This window comes from Micromonospora orduensis, assembly GCF_006228125.1.
GTDB lineage: Bacteria > Actinomycetota > Actinomycetes > Mycobacteriales > Micromonosporaceae > Micromonospora > Micromonospora orduensis.
The window spans coordinates 1-15,761 of sequence record NZ_VDFY01000252.1; the positions used below are offsets into that span (position 1 = coordinate 1).

General features: G+C 72.0%; 17 protein-coding genes. 8 read left to right on the plus strand and 9 right to left on the minus strand.

The window, feature by feature from the left end; genetic code table 11:
* From FHG89_RS28085 to FHG89_RS28095, 3 genes are all read right to left on the minus strand, one after another.
* Positions 1-830: DUF4397 domain-containing protein (locus FHG89_RS28085; RefSeq protein WP_139587421.1), on the minus strand; the 830-nt coding region annotated here is incomplete at its 3' end.
* Between the two features lie 218 nt (positions 831-1,048).
* Positions 1,049-1,714 (minus strand): class I SAM-dependent methyltransferase, encoded by a 666-nt coding sequence (locus FHG89_RS28090; protein ID WP_139587422.1) that lies wholly within the window; start codon positions 1,712-1,714, stop codon positions 1,049-1,051.
* Between the two features lie 76 nt (positions 1,715-1,790).
* Positions 1,791-2,015 (minus strand): GntR family transcriptional regulator, encoded by a 225-nt coding sequence (locus tag FHG89_RS28095; protein ID WP_139587423.1) that lies wholly within the window; start codon positions 2,013-2,015, stop codon positions 1,791-1,793.
* A gap of 249 nt (positions 2,016-2,264) precedes the next feature.
* Here FHG89_RS28095 and FHG89_RS28100 point away from each other — a divergent pair, with 249 nt between their 5' ends.
* Positions 2,265-2,465, plus strand: coding sequence for a hypothetical protein (locus FHG89_RS28100; RefSeq protein ID WP_139587424.1), 201 nt, complete (start codon positions 2,265-2,267; stop codon positions 2,463-2,465).
* Positions 2,466-2,570: 105 nt separating this feature from the next.
* Positions 2,571-4,172, plus strand: coding sequence for a glycosyltransferase 87 family protein (locus FHG89_RS28105; RefSeq protein WP_139587425.1), 1,602 nt, complete (start codon positions 2,571-2,573; stop codon positions 4,170-4,172).
* 28 nt (positions 4,173-4,200) lie between these two features.
* Here the strand turns inward: FHG89_RS28105 and FHG89_RS28110 are convergent, their stop codons facing one another.
* Positions 4,201-4,875, minus strand: a complete 675-nt coding sequence (locus tag FHG89_RS28110) for an NADPH-dependent F420 reductase (RefSeq protein ID WP_139587426.1) — start codon at positions 4,873-4,875, stop codon at positions 4,201-4,203.
* Between the two features lie 97 nt (positions 4,876-4,972).
* On the opposite strand from FHG89_RS28110, the gene FHG89_RS28115 reads away from it, so the two are divergent.
* The gene (locus FHG89_RS28115; RefSeq protein WP_139587427.1) at positions 4,973-5,194 is read left to right on the plus strand and encodes a hypothetical protein; all 222 of its coding nucleotides are present in this window, start codon (positions 4,973-4,975) and stop codon (positions 5,192-5,194) included.
* Positions 5,195-5,204: 10 nt separating this feature from the next.
* On the opposite strand, the gene FHG89_RS28120 is transcribed toward FHG89_RS28115, so the two are convergent.
* Positions 5,205-5,693: a glutathione peroxidase gene (locus FHG89_RS28120; protein ID WP_139587428.1), complete on the minus strand. Its 489-nt coding sequence runs from the start codon at positions 5,691-5,693 to the stop codon at positions 5,205-5,207.
* A gap of 165 nt (positions 5,694-5,858) precedes the next feature.
* Here FHG89_RS28120 and FHG89_RS28125 point away from each other — a divergent pair, with 165 nt between their 5' ends.
* The 4 genes from FHG89_RS28125 (at position 5,859) to FHG89_RS28140 (ending at position 10,632) form a co-directional block, all read left to right on the plus strand.
* Positions 5,859-7,409: a glycosyl hydrolase family 18 protein gene (locus tag FHG89_RS28125; protein WP_139587429.1), complete on the plus strand. Its 1,551-nt coding sequence runs from the start codon at positions 5,859-5,861 to the stop codon at positions 7,407-7,409.
* A gap of 182 nt (positions 7,410-7,591) precedes the next feature.
* Positions 7,592-8,116, plus strand: coding sequence for a nuclear transport factor 2 family protein (locus FHG89_RS28130; RefSeq protein WP_139587430.1), 525 nt, complete (start codon positions 7,592-7,594; stop codon positions 8,114-8,116).
* Positions 8,117-8,204: 88 nt separating this feature from the next.
* Positions 8,205-9,611: a class II 3-deoxy-7-phosphoheptulonate synthase gene (locus FHG89_RS28135; protein WP_139587431.1), complete on the plus strand. Its 1,407-nt coding sequence runs from the start codon at positions 8,205-8,207 to the stop codon at positions 9,609-9,611.
* Positions 9,604-10,632, plus strand: a complete 1,029-nt coding sequence (locus FHG89_RS28140) for a threonine aldolase family protein (RefSeq protein WP_139587432.1) — start codon at positions 9,604-9,606, stop codon at positions 10,630-10,632. The genes FHG89_RS28135 and FHG89_RS28140 overlap by 8 nt, the downstream gene beginning before the upstream one ends.
* 66 nt (positions 10,633-10,698) lie before the next feature.
* Here the strand turns inward: FHG89_RS28140 and FHG89_RS28145 are convergent, their stop codons facing one another.
* Together FHG89_RS28145 and pknB are read right to left on the minus strand one after the other, a co-directional pair.
* The gene (locus FHG89_RS28145; protein WP_139587433.1) at positions 10,699-11,577 is read right to left on the minus strand and encodes a deoxyribonuclease IV; all 879 of its coding nucleotides are present in this window, start codon (positions 11,575-11,577) and stop codon (positions 10,699-10,701) included.
* Positions 11,577-13,559, minus strand: coding sequence for a Stk1 family PASTA domain-containing Ser/Thr kinase (gene pknB / locus FHG89_RS28150; protein WP_139587434.1), 1,983 nt, complete (start codon positions 13,557-13,559; stop codon positions 11,577-11,579). The genes FHG89_RS28145 and pknB overlap by 1 nt, the downstream gene beginning before the upstream one ends.
* Positions 13,560-13,747: 188 nt before the next feature.
* Between pknB and FHG89_RS28155 the strand changes: the two genes are divergently transcribed.
* On the plus strand, positions 13,748-14,137 hold the full coding sequence (locus FHG89_RS28155; RefSeq protein WP_139587435.1) for an Rv2175c family DNA-binding protein: 390 nt from the start codon (positions 13,748-13,750) through the stop codon (positions 14,135-14,137).
* Between the two features lie 112 nt (positions 14,138-14,249).
* On the opposite strand, the gene FHG89_RS28160 is transcribed toward FHG89_RS28155, so the two are convergent.
* Together FHG89_RS28160 and FHG89_RS28165 are read right to left on the minus strand one after the other, a co-directional pair.
* Complete coding sequence (locus FHG89_RS28160) at positions 14,250-15,332, minus strand: polyprenyl synthetase family protein (protein WP_139587436.1); 1,083 nt, start codon at positions 15,330-15,332, stop codon at positions 14,250-14,252.
* A partial coding sequence (locus FHG89_RS28165; protein WP_208761136.1) for a helix-turn-helix domain-containing protein occupies positions 15,329-15,761 on the minus strand: 433 nt, incomplete at its 5' end. The genes FHG89_RS28165 and FHG89_RS28160, both read right to left, overlap by 4 nt.

Here is a 15,761-nt window from a genome sequence, read left to right on the forward strand (position 1 = left end):
GGGTACGCGTCGAGCCCGCCCCTGGCGGTGCCACCGGCGCCGGTGTCCACCCCGCCCGCCGGGACGACCGTCCCACCCTCGGCGTCGCGGCGCAGCTCGGCGGTGAGCCCGCCCTGCTTGGAGTCGAGCACCAGCAGCGAGTAGACCGCGCCACCGGTGAGCCGCACCTCGGCGTCGGTGCTCGGCCCACCCGCCCCGGTCAGCTTCAGACGCCAACTGCCCGGCTCGACCTGCTGGTAATCGGTCGTCGTGGCGAACTGCACCCCGTTGGCGATCATCGGACCGTCGGCGGCCGCCACGTCCAGCACCGGCGTGCGCACCGAGGCCTGCACGACACGAACCTTGGCGCGGCCGTCGGTGGGTGCGCTGAGGTCGTCGGTGAGCACCCGCAGACCGAGGTCGGCATGTCGGCCGACACCGGCCACCGTGTAGGCGTCGCCGCTGGTCACCGCCACCTCGGTGGTGAGCACCGGAGGATCGGTGGCGGGAGCGCCGGCCTCGCGCATCGCCACGGCGTAGCGGCCCGGAGGTAGCGACAGGTAGTCCGAGACCACGCCGTAGCCCACCCCGGGGAAGACCTGCGGTTTCGGGGCGTTCGGCGCGGACAGGTAGACATCAACGGCCGGCGTGTCGGGGGAGAGGTGGGCGAGCCGGACGTATCCGACGGTGTCCGCGCCGGCGGCGCTGACCGGCGCGGGCGCGCCGACGGGCACGGACGTGCTGGCAGCGCTGGCCGGCACCGGCGTGCCGGCGGCGGCGAGGGCGGTGCCGAGAAGGAGCGCGCCAGCGCCGGCCAACAGCCGGCGGGGCGCGGTACGAAGCTTGTGCATGTCGCCTCCGGGGGCACGTTCGGTGAGCGGGCGGCAACACCCAGGGATCAGAGTCCCGTGAACAGGACTTCAGCGCAAGTTGCCGCAGCAAGTTTTCTCCCCGCGCCGGCGCCCCCGCCGCCCCGCCGCAAGATCGTGCTCGATCCTGGAAGTAGTGGTCTCGGTGTCGTGGGGATGCCACTACATCAAGGATCGAGCACGATCTTGGGCTGGTGTCGCTACCGCACCGCGAGGAAGCCGAACAGGTCCGGTACGCCGCCCGGTCCGGCCTCGACGACCCGGGCCAACCGGAGGCCGGCGGAGGTGGTCGCGTTGAGCAGGTCGGCGAGCGGCACGTGCCAGGCGCCGACCCGCACCCGAACGCCGCTGGTGTTCCAGCTGTCGAAGCTGCGGGTCCGGTACGCGTACCGTTCGTCGACGACGACCCTCGGGTGCCGACCCCAGTCGGCGAACGCGCCCACGAAGCAGGGGTGCACACCGACGTGCACGAACCGTCCGCCAGGGCGCAGCACCCGCGCGGCCTCGCGCAGCACGGCCGGGTAGTCCGGCACGTCGGTGCTGGACAGCACGCACATCGCCGCCGGCGTGGACGCGTCGGCGATCGGCAGCATGGCGGCGTCACCCCGGACGACCGGAAGCCGTCCACGGGTATGCCGCAGCTGCCCGCCGGACAGGTCCACCCCGACGGGTGTCCAGCCCAGACCCGCCGGCACCGACGCGTGGGCGCCGGTGCCGCAGCAGATGTCGAGGCAGGTCCCTTCGCCCGTTCCGAGCAGATCTCCGACGGTCGCGTGCACCCGCCGCAGATAATCGCCGCCTCCGGAGATGAACCCCTCGTACCAGTCCGCGTGGGCGTCGTACGCCGGTGTGCTCGTCACTCCCATCCGCCGATGCTACGGACGGACGTCCGGCGAGCGGCCACCGATTGTTCCGAGGGCAGAACGAGCGGGCTGGCGCCGGCTACTCCGCCTCGGCGACGAACACGCCCTGCCCCTGCTGGCCGTAGACCAGGTTCCGTTGGTGAAGCTCGCGGACGGCGCGGTAGGCGGTTGACCGCGCGACGTTGTAGATCTCGCCGATCTCCGAGACTGAGGGTAGTTGATGACCGGGCGGGTACTCCCCGGAGTTGATCTTCCGCTCAATGTCGTCGGCAACCCGGCGGTAGTGCGGTGGTCTGGTTGGCATGATCAGCTCTCCTGGACTTCAGCGGAGATCATGTTTCCAGTCCGGACGTGGACAGGACAAGCGACGACTCGGTTCGCGTGACCACAGTGAGAACCTGACTACAGTGAGACAGTGGATACAGTGAGACAGAGATCGGGCGCTTCTGGACTTCAGCACCCCGAGGTTTCCGGTCTGTCCACCCTGGAGGGCGCGACGCATGGACTCCGCCCTCCAGGGTGCGCGCTTCGTGATCACGGGAAGGTGCGAACGGTGGCGATCGACGAGCCGGTCTCCAGGGCAACCGAGCTTTTCACGGCAAAGCGGATCATCGACGCTCACTGGTGCAGGGCACCTGATCAGCCCTGGCAGGCGGGCGGTTGCCTGGAGTGCCGAGGCCGTCATGACTGCCCGCAGCTTGATTGGGCTCTCGGCATCATCGCGGAGGTCGCATCGGTGCTTTTTCAGAGGTAGCGCCCGTGCCGGAGCATCGCTGACCCGCGCCGCGGAAAGCCCAACGTCCGAACCCGTGGGCGGGCAGGGACGCCGAGGGCATTCCTGTTCGCCTATTCTCGGTCGATGCGGGATCGCCGGGTGACACTGGCGTGGGCGGCCTTCGTCGTCGTCGCGCTGGTGTCCTGTGTGCTCGTACTGGACCGTCCGGATCGTCTCTCCGACCTGCACATCTACTACGGCGCGCTGTCCGACCTGCACGCCGGCAGGCCGCTGTACGGGTATGTGGCGGAGAACGGGGGGCCGTTCACCTACCCGCCGTTCGCCGCCCTCGTGCTGGGCCCGATGACCGCCGTCAGCGAGGGCGTGGTGCAGGGGTTCTGGCTGGTGGCGACGTGCGCGGCGGTGGTCGCCATCGCCGCGTCGGTCGGTGTCGCGCTGAGCACCCGACGTTCCCGGCGGCCGCTGGTCGTGGCGGTGGCGGCCACGGTGCTGATGCTCTCCGCGCCGGTGCAGAGCAACCTGCGGTTCGGTCAGGTCAGCATCTTCATCGTGCTGATGGCCCTGCTGGACGGGATGGGCGTCCTTGCACCCCGGCTGCGCGGGACGCTCGTCGGGGTGGCTGCGGCCATCAAGCTCACCCCGCTGCTGTTCGTGGTCTACTTCCTCGCCGTCGGCCGTTACCGCGACGCCGCCCGGGCCGCCGGGACCTTCGTGGCCTGCGCCGGGCTCGCCGCGATCGTGCTGCCCGGCGAGAGTTGGACGTACTGGACCGAGGCCGTCCGGCAGACCTCCCGGATCGGCAACCTGGCCTCGCTGGGCAACCAGTCCCTGCACGGGATGCTGCTGCGCGTCGGCGTCGAGGAGTCGACGCTGCCCCTGCTCTGGGCCGGCCTGGTCGCGGTGATCTGCGCGGCGGCGCTGCTGCGGGCCCGGCAGTTGACGCGGCAGGGCCGCCCCGGGCACGCCGCCGTGCTCGTCGGCTGCGCCACGGTGGCCGCGTCGCCGGTGTCCTGGACCCACCACCAGGTGTGGCCGGTGCTCGCCGCGATGCTGCTGATCGGCGCGTCCGGTGTCGCCCAACGGGCCGCCGGCACGGCGCTGCTCGCCGCCATGGTCGTCTCGCTGGGCGCGATCCTCAGCCCGATCTCGACGCGGCCGGGCGTGCAGTTCCTGTTCGAGAACGCCCGCGCCGTCGGCGTGTGCCTGCTGTGCCTGGTCGGCTTCGGCGGTGTCGCCGTCGCCGCCAGGCGTACGAGCAGACGACCGGCCGCCGGACAGGCGTGGCTGCGGGTGGGTGTCACGGCGACCGTGGCTGTCGCGTTCTTCGCCGTGCAGCCGCTGCCGGCCGGCGCCGACCCGACCTTCAAGGCGTACACCCTCGACGACGTGGTCAACCCCCGGTACTTCTTCGTCTGCCGGGGGGCCGCCGAGTGCGCCGCGTACGCCACCGACGCACCGGTCACCTTCGGCACCCGTGCGGAGAAGACAAAGGTCCGGGTCAACGGCGTGGTCTCCCCGCAGGTGACCCGCCTGGAGTACTACTCGGCCCCGGGCGGGGCACCTCGGGCCGTTCCGCTGCTCCCCGCCTACCCGGGAACGCGGACGTTCTCGTTCCGCTCGGCGACGATGGCGCAGGGGCGGCTCGTGGCGTACGCCTCGGACGGCCAGCCGATCGCCAGCTACGACGACGAACTCGCCGACGCCCTCCGTACGGCCACCAGGTAGGCGGTCGCCGGAGGGCGGCTGCGGTGGGTCAGCGGGTGGCGGCGGCCAGGGCGGCGCGCAGCTTCTCGGCGTCGCCCGGTGCCGGGTGCTCCCAGTCGGTGGGGCTGGCGGAGTAGAGGGTGCCGTACGCCGGGGTGTCGGGCTGGTAGCGCCACCCCTCGGCGAGCGGGCCCACGTCGACCGCGTCGTACCCGATCCGGTCCAGGAAGGCGGTCACCTCGGCCTTCGCGGCGGCGTCGTCACCGGCGATGGCGAGAGCGCTGCGGTCGGCGGCGGCGGACGGCCGGGGCAGCGCGGCCAGGCCCTTGAAGTAGATGTTGTTGAAGACCTTCACCACCCGGGAGTCGGGCAGGTGCCGCTGGAGCAGTTCGCTGCTGGTGGTCTCACCGGAGTCCAGCTCGGGGAGGTTTCCGTCGCGCTGCGGGTAGTAGTTGTTGGTGTCGATGACGACCTTGCCGGCCAGCGGCTCCACGGGCACCGCGCGGTACGCCTTCAGCGGCACGCTGACCACCACGAGGTCACCGACCCGGGCCGCGTCCTGGGCGGTGCCGGCGCTGGCGTGCTCGCCCAGCTCGTCGACGAGGCCCTGGAGGGTTTCCGGCCCCCGCGAGTTGCTCAGCACCACGTCGTAGCCGGCGTCCACCGCCAGCCGGGCCACGGTGCCGCCGATGTTGCCGCTGCCGATCAGTCCCACAGTTGTCATGCTCGTTCCCAACTCCGTCCACCCGCGACGCATTCCCGACCGAGATGGTGGGTTATCCGGTTGCCGCGCTGCCGGCCGGCTGCGCACACTGCCGGGCATGCGCTGTCTCGTCGAGGATCTCGCGGCCTTCGCCGGCACGGCGGGCGCCTGGTTGCGCCGCGAGCCCGTCCTGCACAACGTACTGCTCACGCTCGTCGCCGACCGGCTCTCCGGGGACGTGCCACTCTCCGGTGACGAGCGGTTCGTGCGGGTGGTCGACGGCGGGGCGACGGTGGGCGCGGCGGTGTGGACGCCGCCGCGCCTGACGCAAACCTCTTGATCACTGGCGCTCAGGCGGGGAGGGCCTTCTCGATCGCGGCGCGCAGGTCGTCGGAGTCCGGGGTGACCGTGGGGGCGAAGCGGGCGGCGACCGTCCCGTCCGGGGCCACCAGGAACTTCTCGAAGTTCCACCGCACGTCCCCGGTGTGCCCGTCGGCGTCCGGAGTGTCCACCAGCGCGGCGTAGAGCGGGTGCCGCTCGGGGCCGTTGACGTCGACCTTCTCGGTCAGCGGGAAGCTCACCCCGTAGTTGACCTGGCAGAAGTCGCTGATCTCGGCGGCGGTGCCCGGCTCCTGCCCGGCGAACTGGTTGCACGGCACGCCGAGCACCACCAGACCGCGCTCGGCGTACGAGTCGGCGAGCGCCTGGAGGCCGGCGTACTGGGGGGTGAGGCCGCAGCGGGAGGCCACGTTGACGACCAGGAGCGCCTTGCCGCGGTAGCGGTCCAGGTCCGCAGGGCCGCCGTTGAGGGCGTCGATCGGGATGTCGAAGACGGTCATGGTCCGAGGCTACGCGTCAGGCGTCGGGGGGTCGGGACGGGGCGCGGGGGTACTCCACGCATCAAAGGAAATCGAAACATGCGCATCTTGACGAAGTGATGACGCTGTGAGTACCGTCTCACCAATCTCTTTTGGAAAGTTTCCTAACAGTTCGGGAGACGCCTCATGAAAAGATCGCTCCGCCGGGCCCTCTGGGCCGGTGCCGTGGTCGCCGTGACCGTCGCAGCGGTGCCGATGACCACCGCGTTCGGCGCCGGCACGGTCACCACCACGTTCACCAAGGCGCAGGACTGGGGGACCGGTCACGAGACGAAGGTGACCATCACCAACGGCTCCAGCGCCACCGTCACCACCTGGCGCATCGAGTTCGACCTGCCGTCGGGGACCACCGTCAGCAGCGCCTGGGACGCCGACGTCACCAGCAGCGGCAACCACTACGTCGCGGTCAAGAAGAGCTGGGCCGGCGCCCTGGCCCCCGGCGCGTCGTTCAGCTGGGGCTACAACGGCACCGGCGCGTACAAGGCGCCGCTGAACTGCACCATCAACGGCGCCGCGTGCGGCGGTGGGACCACCCCGCCGACCACCACCCCGCCGAACCCGGGTGGCAAGAAGGTCGTCGGCTACTTCGCCGAGTGGGGCGTCTACGCCCGCAACTACCACGTCAAGAACATCCAGACCAGCGGCTCGGCCGCCAAGCTGACCCACATCCTGTACGCCTTCGGCAACACCACCGGCGGCCGTTGCGCCATCGGTGACAGCTACGCCGACTACGAGAAGGCGTACACCGCGGCGGACAGCGTGGACGGCGTCGCCGACACCTGGGACCAGCCGCTGCGCGGCAGCTTCAACCAGCTGCGCAAGCTCAAGCAGATGAACCCGCACCTCAAGGTGATCTGGTCGTTCGGCGGCTGGACCTGGTCCGGCGGCTTCACCCAAGCCGCGCAGAACCCGGCCGCGTTCGCCGAGAGCTGCTACAACCTGGTCGAGGACCCGCGCTGGGCCGACGTCTTCGACGGCATCGATGTCGACTGGGAGTATCCCAACGCCTGCGGCCTGACCTGTGACAGCAGCGGCCCGAACGCGTTCAAGAACGTGATCAGCGCGCTGCGGTCGAGGTTCGGCTCCAACGCCCTGGTCACCGCCGCCATCACCGCGGACGGCAGCAACGGCGGCAAGATCGACGCCGCCGACTACGCCGGCGCCATCGGCAACCTCAACTGGCTGATGCCGATGACGTACGACTACTTCGGCGCGTTCGCCGCCCAGGGGCCGACGGCGCCGCACTCGCCGCTCACCTCGTACACCGGGATCCCGCAGCAGGGCTTCAACTCCGACGCGGCGATCCAGAAGCTCAAGAGCAAGGGCATCCCGGCCAACAAGCTGCTGCTCGGCATCGGCTTCTACGGGCGGGGCTGGACCGGTGTCACCCAGGCCGCACCGGGCGGCAGTGCCACCGGCGCGGCGCCGGGCACGTACGAGGCGGGCATCGAGGACTACAAGGTCCTCAAGAACACCTGCCCGGCCACCGGCACGATCGCCGGCACCGCGTACGCCAAGTGCGGCAGCAACTGGTGGAGCTACGACACCCCGTCGACCATCAACGGCAAGATGACGTACGCGAACAACCAGGGCCTCGGTGGCGCGTTCTTCTGGGAACTCTCCGGTGACACCGGCAACGGTGAACTCATCGGCGCCATCAAGGGCGGTCTCGGCTGAGCCGAGGGCCGACGCAACACCCACACGGCGGGGAGGGGCTCGCACCGTCCCTCCCCGCCCGTCACGCACCGGCCCGGTCGACGCCCAGCGTCGGCCGGGCCGACGGCGTTGGGCCCGGGCCGGCCCGATGTGGCAGACTCGCGGCTCGGCACGTCTCGATGGCACGGTCGACGGAGGTGGTCATGCGCCCGACCCACCGCAGGTTGGCGGCGACCGCCGCCGGTCTTGTGCTGCTGCCGGTCTCCCTGGTCGGCTGCGGCATCGGCGGCGGTGACGAGGAGCAGGCGGCCAAGCCGGAGAAGGCTCCCGCCGAGGAGGCCGCCGCCAAGTCCCGTGAGCGCGTGCAGGCGTACCTCGACGCGATGATCGCCAAGGACGTCGCCGCCGGCCGCGGCCAGCTCTGCGCGCTGCTCCAGGACGGGTTCGACCTGAGCGCCACCGGCCCCAACGGCGACTTCGCCGATCACTTCGAGGTGCCCGAGGCGGCCATCACCGCCGTCCAGCCGGGCCCGCGCGGGCAGGAGGTCAGCGTCTCGGTCTCGGTGGCCGCCGGCAAGCGCACGATCACCCGGCCGCTGGTGTTCACCGTCACCCGCGACGGGGGTGACTGGTGCATCGCGGGGGAGGCGCCAGGTGGCGACGCGGCACCCGGTAGCGCCCCGGCCGGCGACGCGGCACCAGGCGGCGCTCCGTCGCCTGCGTCCTGACCGTCGCCCACCGGGATGGATCTCCCACCTGCCGGAACCGTCCCCCTCGCCGACCACGCGCGCCGGCCGTCGCCGTACGCTTTCTCTCATGCGCCATGAGTGGCATCAGCTGAGCCATCCCGCGGTGGGTAGCCCGGGCCTGCAGACCAGCCGACCGACCGTCGACTCCGCCGAGGACGCCGCCCTCGGCCTGGACCGGTGGCGGGAGTTGCCCCGCGAGCAGATCCCGCCGTGGTCCGACCCGGCTGCCGTGGCCGAGGTCTGCAAGGTCCTCGACACCGTGCCGTCGGTCGTCGCGCCCTACGAGGTGGACCAGCTGCGGCAGAAGCTGGCCCTGGTCTGCGAGGGCAAGGCGTTCCTGCTCCAGGGCGGTGACTGCGCCGAGACGTTCGTCGACAACACCGAGAGTCACCTGCTGGCCAACGCCCGCACCCTGCTCCAGATGGCAATCGTGCTCACCTACGGCGCGTCGCTGCCGGTGGTCAAGGTCGCCCGGGTCGCCGGCCAGTACACCAAGCCCCGTTCGCTGCCCACTGACGCGCGTGGCCTGCCCGCCTACCGCGGCGACATGATCAACTCGCTGGAGGCCGACCCGGCCGCCCGGGTCGCCGACCCGCAGCGCATGATCCGGGCGTACGCCAACTCGGCGGCGGCCATGAACATGCTCCGGGCGTACCTCGCCGGTGGGCTCGCCGACCTGCACGCCGTGCACGACTGGAACAAGGGGTTCGTGAAGAACTCCCCGGCGGGGGAGCGCTACGAGGCGATCGCCCGGGAGATCGACCGGGCGTTGGCCTTCATCCGGGCCTGCGGGATGACCGACGACGAGGCGCTGCGGACCGTCACGCTCTACTGCTCCCACGAGGCCCTCGCCCTGGAGTACGACCGGGCGCTGACCCGGGTCTCCGACCGCCGGGCGTACGGGCTCTCCGGGCACTTCCTCTGGATCGGCGAGCGCACCCGGCAGATCAGCGGCGCGCACATCGACTTCATCTCCCGCATCGCCAACCCGATCGGCGTGAAGCTCGGCCCCACCACGTCGCCGGACGAGGCGATCGAGCTGTGCGAGAAGCTCAACCCGGACAATGTGCCCGGCCGGTTGACCCTGATCAGCCGGATGGGCAACCACCGCGTACGCGACGCCCTGCCGCCGATCGTGGCCAAGGTCACCGCCGCCGGCGCGAAGGTCGTTTGGCAGTGCGACCCGATGCACGGCAACACCCACGAGTCGTCCAACGGGTACAAGACCCGGCACTTCGACCGGATCGTCGACGAGGTGCTTGGCTACTTCGAGGTGCACCGGGGCCTGGACACCCACCCCGGTGGTCTGCACGTCGAGTTGACCGGCGAGGACGTCACCGAGTGCCTCGGTGGCGCCCAGGGCATCGAGGACCTCGACCTGCCCGACCGGTACGAAACCGCCTGCGACCCGCGACTGAACACCCAGCAGTCGCTGGAGCTGGCCTTCCTGGTAGCGGAGATGCTGCGTGGCTGATCTTGTTGACCTGCGGTCCGACACGGTGACCCGGCCCACCGCCGGGATGCGGGAGGCGATGGCCACCGCCGACGTCGGCGACGACGTCTACGGCGAGGACCCGACGGTCAACGCGTTGGAGGCCGAGGTTGCCGCGCTGTTCGGCCACGAGGCGGCGTTGTTCGCCCCGAGCGGGTCGATGGCCAACCAGATCGCCCTGCAACTGCTGGTGTCGCCCGGTGACGAGCTGCTCTGCGACGCCGACGCGCACGTGGTGACGTACGAGATCGGCGCCGCCGCCGCGTACGGCGGGATCTCCTCGCGGACCTGGCCGGCGGTCGGCGCGGACATCGACCCGGAGACGGTCGCCCGGATGATCCGTCCCGACGGCTACTTCGCCGTCCCCACCCGCGCCATCGCGGTCGAGCAGACCCACAACCGCGGCGGCGGTGGGGTGATCCCCCTCGCCACGCTGCGGGACCTGCGCGGCGTCGCCGACGAGGCGGGGGTCGCGCTGCACTGCGACGGCGCCCGGATCTGGCACGCGCACGTCGCGGACGGGGTGCCCCTGATCGAGTACGGCCAGCTCTTCGACACCGTGTCGGTCTGCCTGTCCAAGGGGCTCGGCGCGCCTGTCGGTTCGCTTGTGGTGGGCAGCGCCGAGAAGATCGGCCGGGCTCGGATGATCCGCAAGCGGATGGGCGGCGGTATGCGTCAGGCCGGTGTGCTCGCCGCCGCCGGCCGGTACGCGCTCGCGCACCACATCGACCGGCTGGCCGACGACCACGCCCGGGCGGCCCGGCTCGCCGAGGTGATCGCGCCGTTCGGGGTGCTCGCCACCCCGGTCCGCACCAACCTCGTCGCACTGGACCTGACGAAGCACGCGCTGGACGCGCGTGCCCTGGCCGCCGCCGCGCGGGCCGAGGGCATCCTGATCTCGGTGCTCGGCCCCCGTACCGCACGCCTGGTCACCCACCTGGGCGTCGACGACGCGGACATCGACCGCGCGGTCGCAGCCCTGCCCCGCGTCCTGTCGGCGTAACGCCAGACCGCGGTGATCAAGAGGTTTGCGTCAGATTCCGGTCCCCGGATGACGCAAACCTCTTGATCAACCCGGCGGTGACGGGCGGAGGCGGATGAGGGTTTCGATGTCGGCGGCGTGGCCCACGTGCTTCTCGCTCGGGGTCTCCACGACGATCGGGACGCCGGCGGTGGCCGGGTGGGCCATCAGCTCGGCGAAGGCCGGCTCGCCGATGGTGCCCTTGCCGATGTTCTCGTGCCGGTCCCGGGTGGAGCCGCACAGGTCCTTCGAGTCGTTGGCGTGCACCAGCCGCAGCCGGTCCGCGCCCACGGTCGCCACAAGCGTGTCCAGGGTGGCCGTCATGCCGCCCTCGGCGGCCAGGTCGTGCCCGGCCGCCCAGGCGTGGCAGGTGTCGAAGCAGACCCCGAGCATGGGGTGCCGGTCCACCGCGTCCAGGTACGGTCCGAGCTGCTCCACCCGGGAGGCGAGCGACCGGCCACCGCCCGCGCTCGGCTCGACCAGCAGCATCGGCCCGCCCGTCTCGGCGGCCCGGTCGAGCAGCGGCAGCAGCTCCCGGCGGACCTGCCGCATCGCCTCCTCGGCGTGCCCCTCATCCACCGAACTGCCCGCGTGGAACACCACCGCCCGGGCGCCGATCGCCATGCCCCGGCGCAGCGCGTGCTCCAGGGTCTGCGCCGACTTCTCGACCGTGGCCGGGGTGGGTGAGCCCAGGTTTACCAGCAGCGACGCGTGGATGTACGCGGGGATGCCCCGTTCGACGCAGCCCTGCCGGAACAGCGCGTCCTGTGCGGGGTCACCGGCGGGCAGCGCCCAGCCCCGCGAGTTGGAGACGTAGACCTGCACCACCTGCGCGCCGGTCGCGTCGGCGTACGGCAGGGCGGCCTTCGCCAGCCCACCGGAGGTGGAGGTGTGCGCGCCCACCGGACGCGAGTGGACCGTCGGCATCAGAAGCACGTGATGACGACCGGGGTGCCCGGCGGCACCTGCGAATTCTCACCGGGGGCCTGGATCCGGACCACCGCGTTCGGGTTGAGCGCGATGGTCACCGGGTAGCCCTGGCTCTCCAGCACCTGCTTGGCCTGCTGGCAGGGCAGGTCGATGACCCGGGGCACGACCGCCAGCGGTGGACCCTTGCTGACCTCCAGCTTGACCTGGGTGCCCTTCTCCACGCCGGCGCCGTCGGCCGGGCTCTGCCCCAGAATCTCGTCCTTGGGCTTGTCGGAGTCCTTGAACGTCTCCACCGGCACCAGGCCGAGCCCGGTCAGGGTGGTACGGGCCTCGGTGAGGCTCTTGCCGACCAGGTTCGGCACCGACACCGGGGCGCGGCCCCGACTCAGGATCAGCGTGATCTTCGCACCCGGTTTGACCTCGGCGCCCACCTTGGGGGAGCTGTCCAGGACGACCCCGGCCGGGAGTGTGTCGTCGTAGCGGGAGGCGCCCTTGGCCACCACCAGCTTCGCGTTGACCAGGTCGGCCTCGGCCAGCTCGTACTCCTTGCCGATCACGTCAGGCACGGGGAAGCGCTCCGGGCCCAGTGAGAGGGTCAGGGTGATCGTGCTGCCCTTGACGATCTTGGCGGACGACGCCGGGCTCTGCCCCAGCACGCTGTCCTTCGGGACCTTCTCGTCGAAACGCGGCTCGCCGTACGCCAGGGTGAGCCCGGCCCGGTCGGCCTGCGCCTGCGCCTCGGCCTTGGTCAGGCTGACCAGCTGCGGGGCGGACGTGTACCGCCCGACGCCGAGCCACCAACCACCCAGCGCGACCACCAGGCCCAACGCCACCACCACGGCCGCGACGGCCCGCCGGCCACGCGGATCGCCCATCACGCTGGTGCGCAGCTCGGCCAGCCGGGCCCACAGGCCCTCCGCCGGCTCCGGCGCGGCACGCCGCCGGCCCGGCCCCTGACCGCCCTCCGGCAGCCTGGCCCAGGCCGGGCGCTCGGCCGGCCGGACCGTGGCGACCATCATTGTCGGCTGGGAGACCGGCGGCTCGTCGGTCACCCGGCGCAGCACGGCGGTGCGGCTGTTGGCGTCACCCAGGTTGTCCCGCGCCACCTGCACGTCGGCCAGCAGCGCGCCGGCGTCGGCGGGCCGGGCGGCCGGGTCGCGTCGGGTGGCCCGCCGTACCAGGTCGTCGAGGACCGACGGCAGGCCCGGCACCAGCGTCGAGGGCGCCGGCACGTCACGGTCGACGTGCTGCCAGGCCACATCCACCGGGCGGTCGCCGTCGTAGGGCACCCGACCGGTGAGCATCTCGAACAGCACGATCCCGGCCGAGTAGACGTCGGTGCGCGGATCGGCGCGGCCCTCGGTGACCAGCTCCGGGGCGACGTACGCCACGGTGGCCATCAGCTGGTTGCCCTGCTCCTCGTCGGCGCTCGCCTCGACGGCCCGGGCCAACCCGAAATCGGCCACCTTGACCACGCTGTCGACCAGATTGGAGACGCCGCCGGTGGGCGCCTCGGCGACCAGGACGTTCTCCGGCTTGACGTCGCGGTGCACCAGACCGGCCCGGTGTGCGGCGGCGATCGCGGCGAGCATCTGCTCGGCGATGGCCAACGCCTCGTCCGGGTTGAGGCGGCGCCGCTCAGCCAGCACGTCGCGCAGCGTACGGCCGCGCACGTACTCCATCACCAGGTACGGCAGGCCGGCGTGGGTGCCCTGGTCGTAGACCGCCACCACGTTCGGGTGGGTCAGCCGGGCGATGGTCTTCGCCTCGTCGGTGAACCGGGCCACGAAGTTGGCGATCCGGGCCCGGGCCTCGGGCGCCTGGGTCGGATGAATGATCTTGACTGCGACGGTGCGCTCAAGGCGTTCGTCGGTGGCGGTGTACACGGTCGCCATGCCGCCACGGGCCACGCGACCGCGAATGCGGTAGCGCCCGTCGATCAGCGAGCCCAGCAACGTGTCGGCGACCTGTGTGTCCATCGGCAGGGAGTCTATGTGTCCAGGGGGTGAAGGTTGAACAGGATGCTACAGCCGGAGGCCGACACGGTCCGTCCCGCCGCGCTCGCCGCCCCTCGTCCCCTGGTCAGCGGCGTACGCGGGACGAAGCTCCGACCGGTCGTCCGGGGTGCCGGTGGCTCGACGCGGCGACGGCGTGGCAGGGTGTCCGGGTGACCGAACCCGTACCCGACCAGGCCGTGCCCGGCCCCGAGCTCGCCGGACCCGCCGACCCGGCCGGCTGGCTCACCCTGCCCGACGTCGCCGAGCGCCTCGACGTGTCGATCAGCAAGGTGCACCAGATGATCCGCGACCGGGAGCTGTTGGCGGTCCGCCGCGACGGTGTCCGCCGGATCCCGGCGGACCTGGTGGCCAACGAGACCGTACTCAAGCACCTGCCCGGCGTGCTCAACCTGCTCTCCGACAACGGCTACGACGACGAGGCCGCGCTGCGCTGGCTCTACGAGCCCGACGACACGCTCCCCGGCAACACCCCGGCGGCCGCCCTGTCGGGCGACCAGGCCCGCGAGGTGAAGCGCCGCGCCCAGGCCCTCGGCTTCTGACCCAGCGTCCTCTCTTCGTTGATCATGAAGTTGTTGCCACGACACGCCGAGCGGGCTGGCAACAATTTCATGATCAACGCACCGAAAGGGGGCGAGGTCGAAGCGGGAGGGGTCACTCGGCTCGGCGGGTCGCCGCTATCGCCAGGTCCACCAGGGCCTGGCGGGCCTCGGTGTCGAGGTCCACGGCGCTCAGGGCCGCCAGCGCGGTGTCGGTGAGCGTGACGATCCGCTGCTCGGTACGGGCCAGAGCGCCGCTCGCCGTGATCAGCTCGCGCAGCCGGGCCACCCCCCGCTCGTCCAGCTCGGGGTCGCCGAGCTGGCTGAGCAGCAGCTCCCGCCCGGCGTCGTCGGTGGTCTCCACGGCCGCCGCCACCAGATAGGTGCGCTTGCCCTCGCGCAGGTCGTCACCGGCCGGCTTGCCGGTCAGCGCCGGGTCGCCGAAGACCCCCAGCACGTCGTCGCGGAGCTGGAACGCCTCGCCCAGCGGCAGCCCGTACGCCGAGTAGGCCGTGTACACCTCCGGCGGCGCGTCGGCCAGCGCGGCGCCCAACAGCAACGGCCGCTCGACTGTGTACTTCGCCGACTTGTACCGGGCGACCTTGCTGGCCCGCTCCACCGACGTGTCCCCGGTGACCTGGGTCAACACGTCGAGGTACTGCCCGACGGTGACCTCCGTGCGCATCTCGTCGAAGACCGGCCGGGCCCGGGCCACCGCCCGCAGGTCCAGCCCGGCGGAGTGCAGCAGCTCGTCGGACCACACCAGGCACAGGTCGCCGAGCAGGATCGCGGCGGCGTCGCCGAAACCGTCCGGGTCACCGCCCCAGCCGGCCGCCCGATGCTGCTCGGCGAACCGCCGATGCACCGCCGGATCACCGCGGCGGGTGTCGGAGCGGTCCATCAGGTCGTCGTGGATCAGGGCGCTGGCCTGCACGAACTCCAGCGAGGCCAGGGCGGTGAGCACCTGGTCGCCGTCCACCCCGCCGGCACCCCGGAACCCCCAGTAGGCGAAGGCCGGACGCAGCCGCTTGCCACCGCCGAGCACGAACGCCTCGATCGCCTCCGCCACCTCGACCAGGGCGTCGTCCACCTGGATCAGCCGGGTCCGCTGGCCGGCCAGGAACTCGGTGAGAGCCTTGTCGACCCGCTGCCGCAGGTCGGCGCGGTCGACGGGAGAGACGGGAGCAGCGTGGGTCACGCCACGACGCTAGCCGGTCGCCGACGCTCGCGCTCCACCGCCACGCGTACTCCCGCCGGGGCGGCCCGGGCCCGTCCGCCCGGCCGGCCACCGGGGCCCGGCGGCCCGCCGCCCCGGACCGCGGCGCGCGTCGGGGTGGCCCGCCGGGTGGCGGCCGCGGCCCCGGCGAGCACCACCAGGGGTACGTCCAGCACGACGGCGAGCCAGCCGAGCCAGAAGCCGCCGGGCACCCGCCGCTGTCTCTCCCACCTCGATACCTCGTGCCGGCTCAACGTCGGCACCCCCGCGGCGGCGCACAACTCGGCGGCGGTGCGCCGCTGACTCCAGCCCAGGGCCAGCCGACGGCGGGCCAGCAGCGGCCCGAGCTGCGCGGGGCGCGGTGGTGGGTGCGGGGTCATCGGTCCTCCCGGCGGTGCGTCGGTGCGGTGA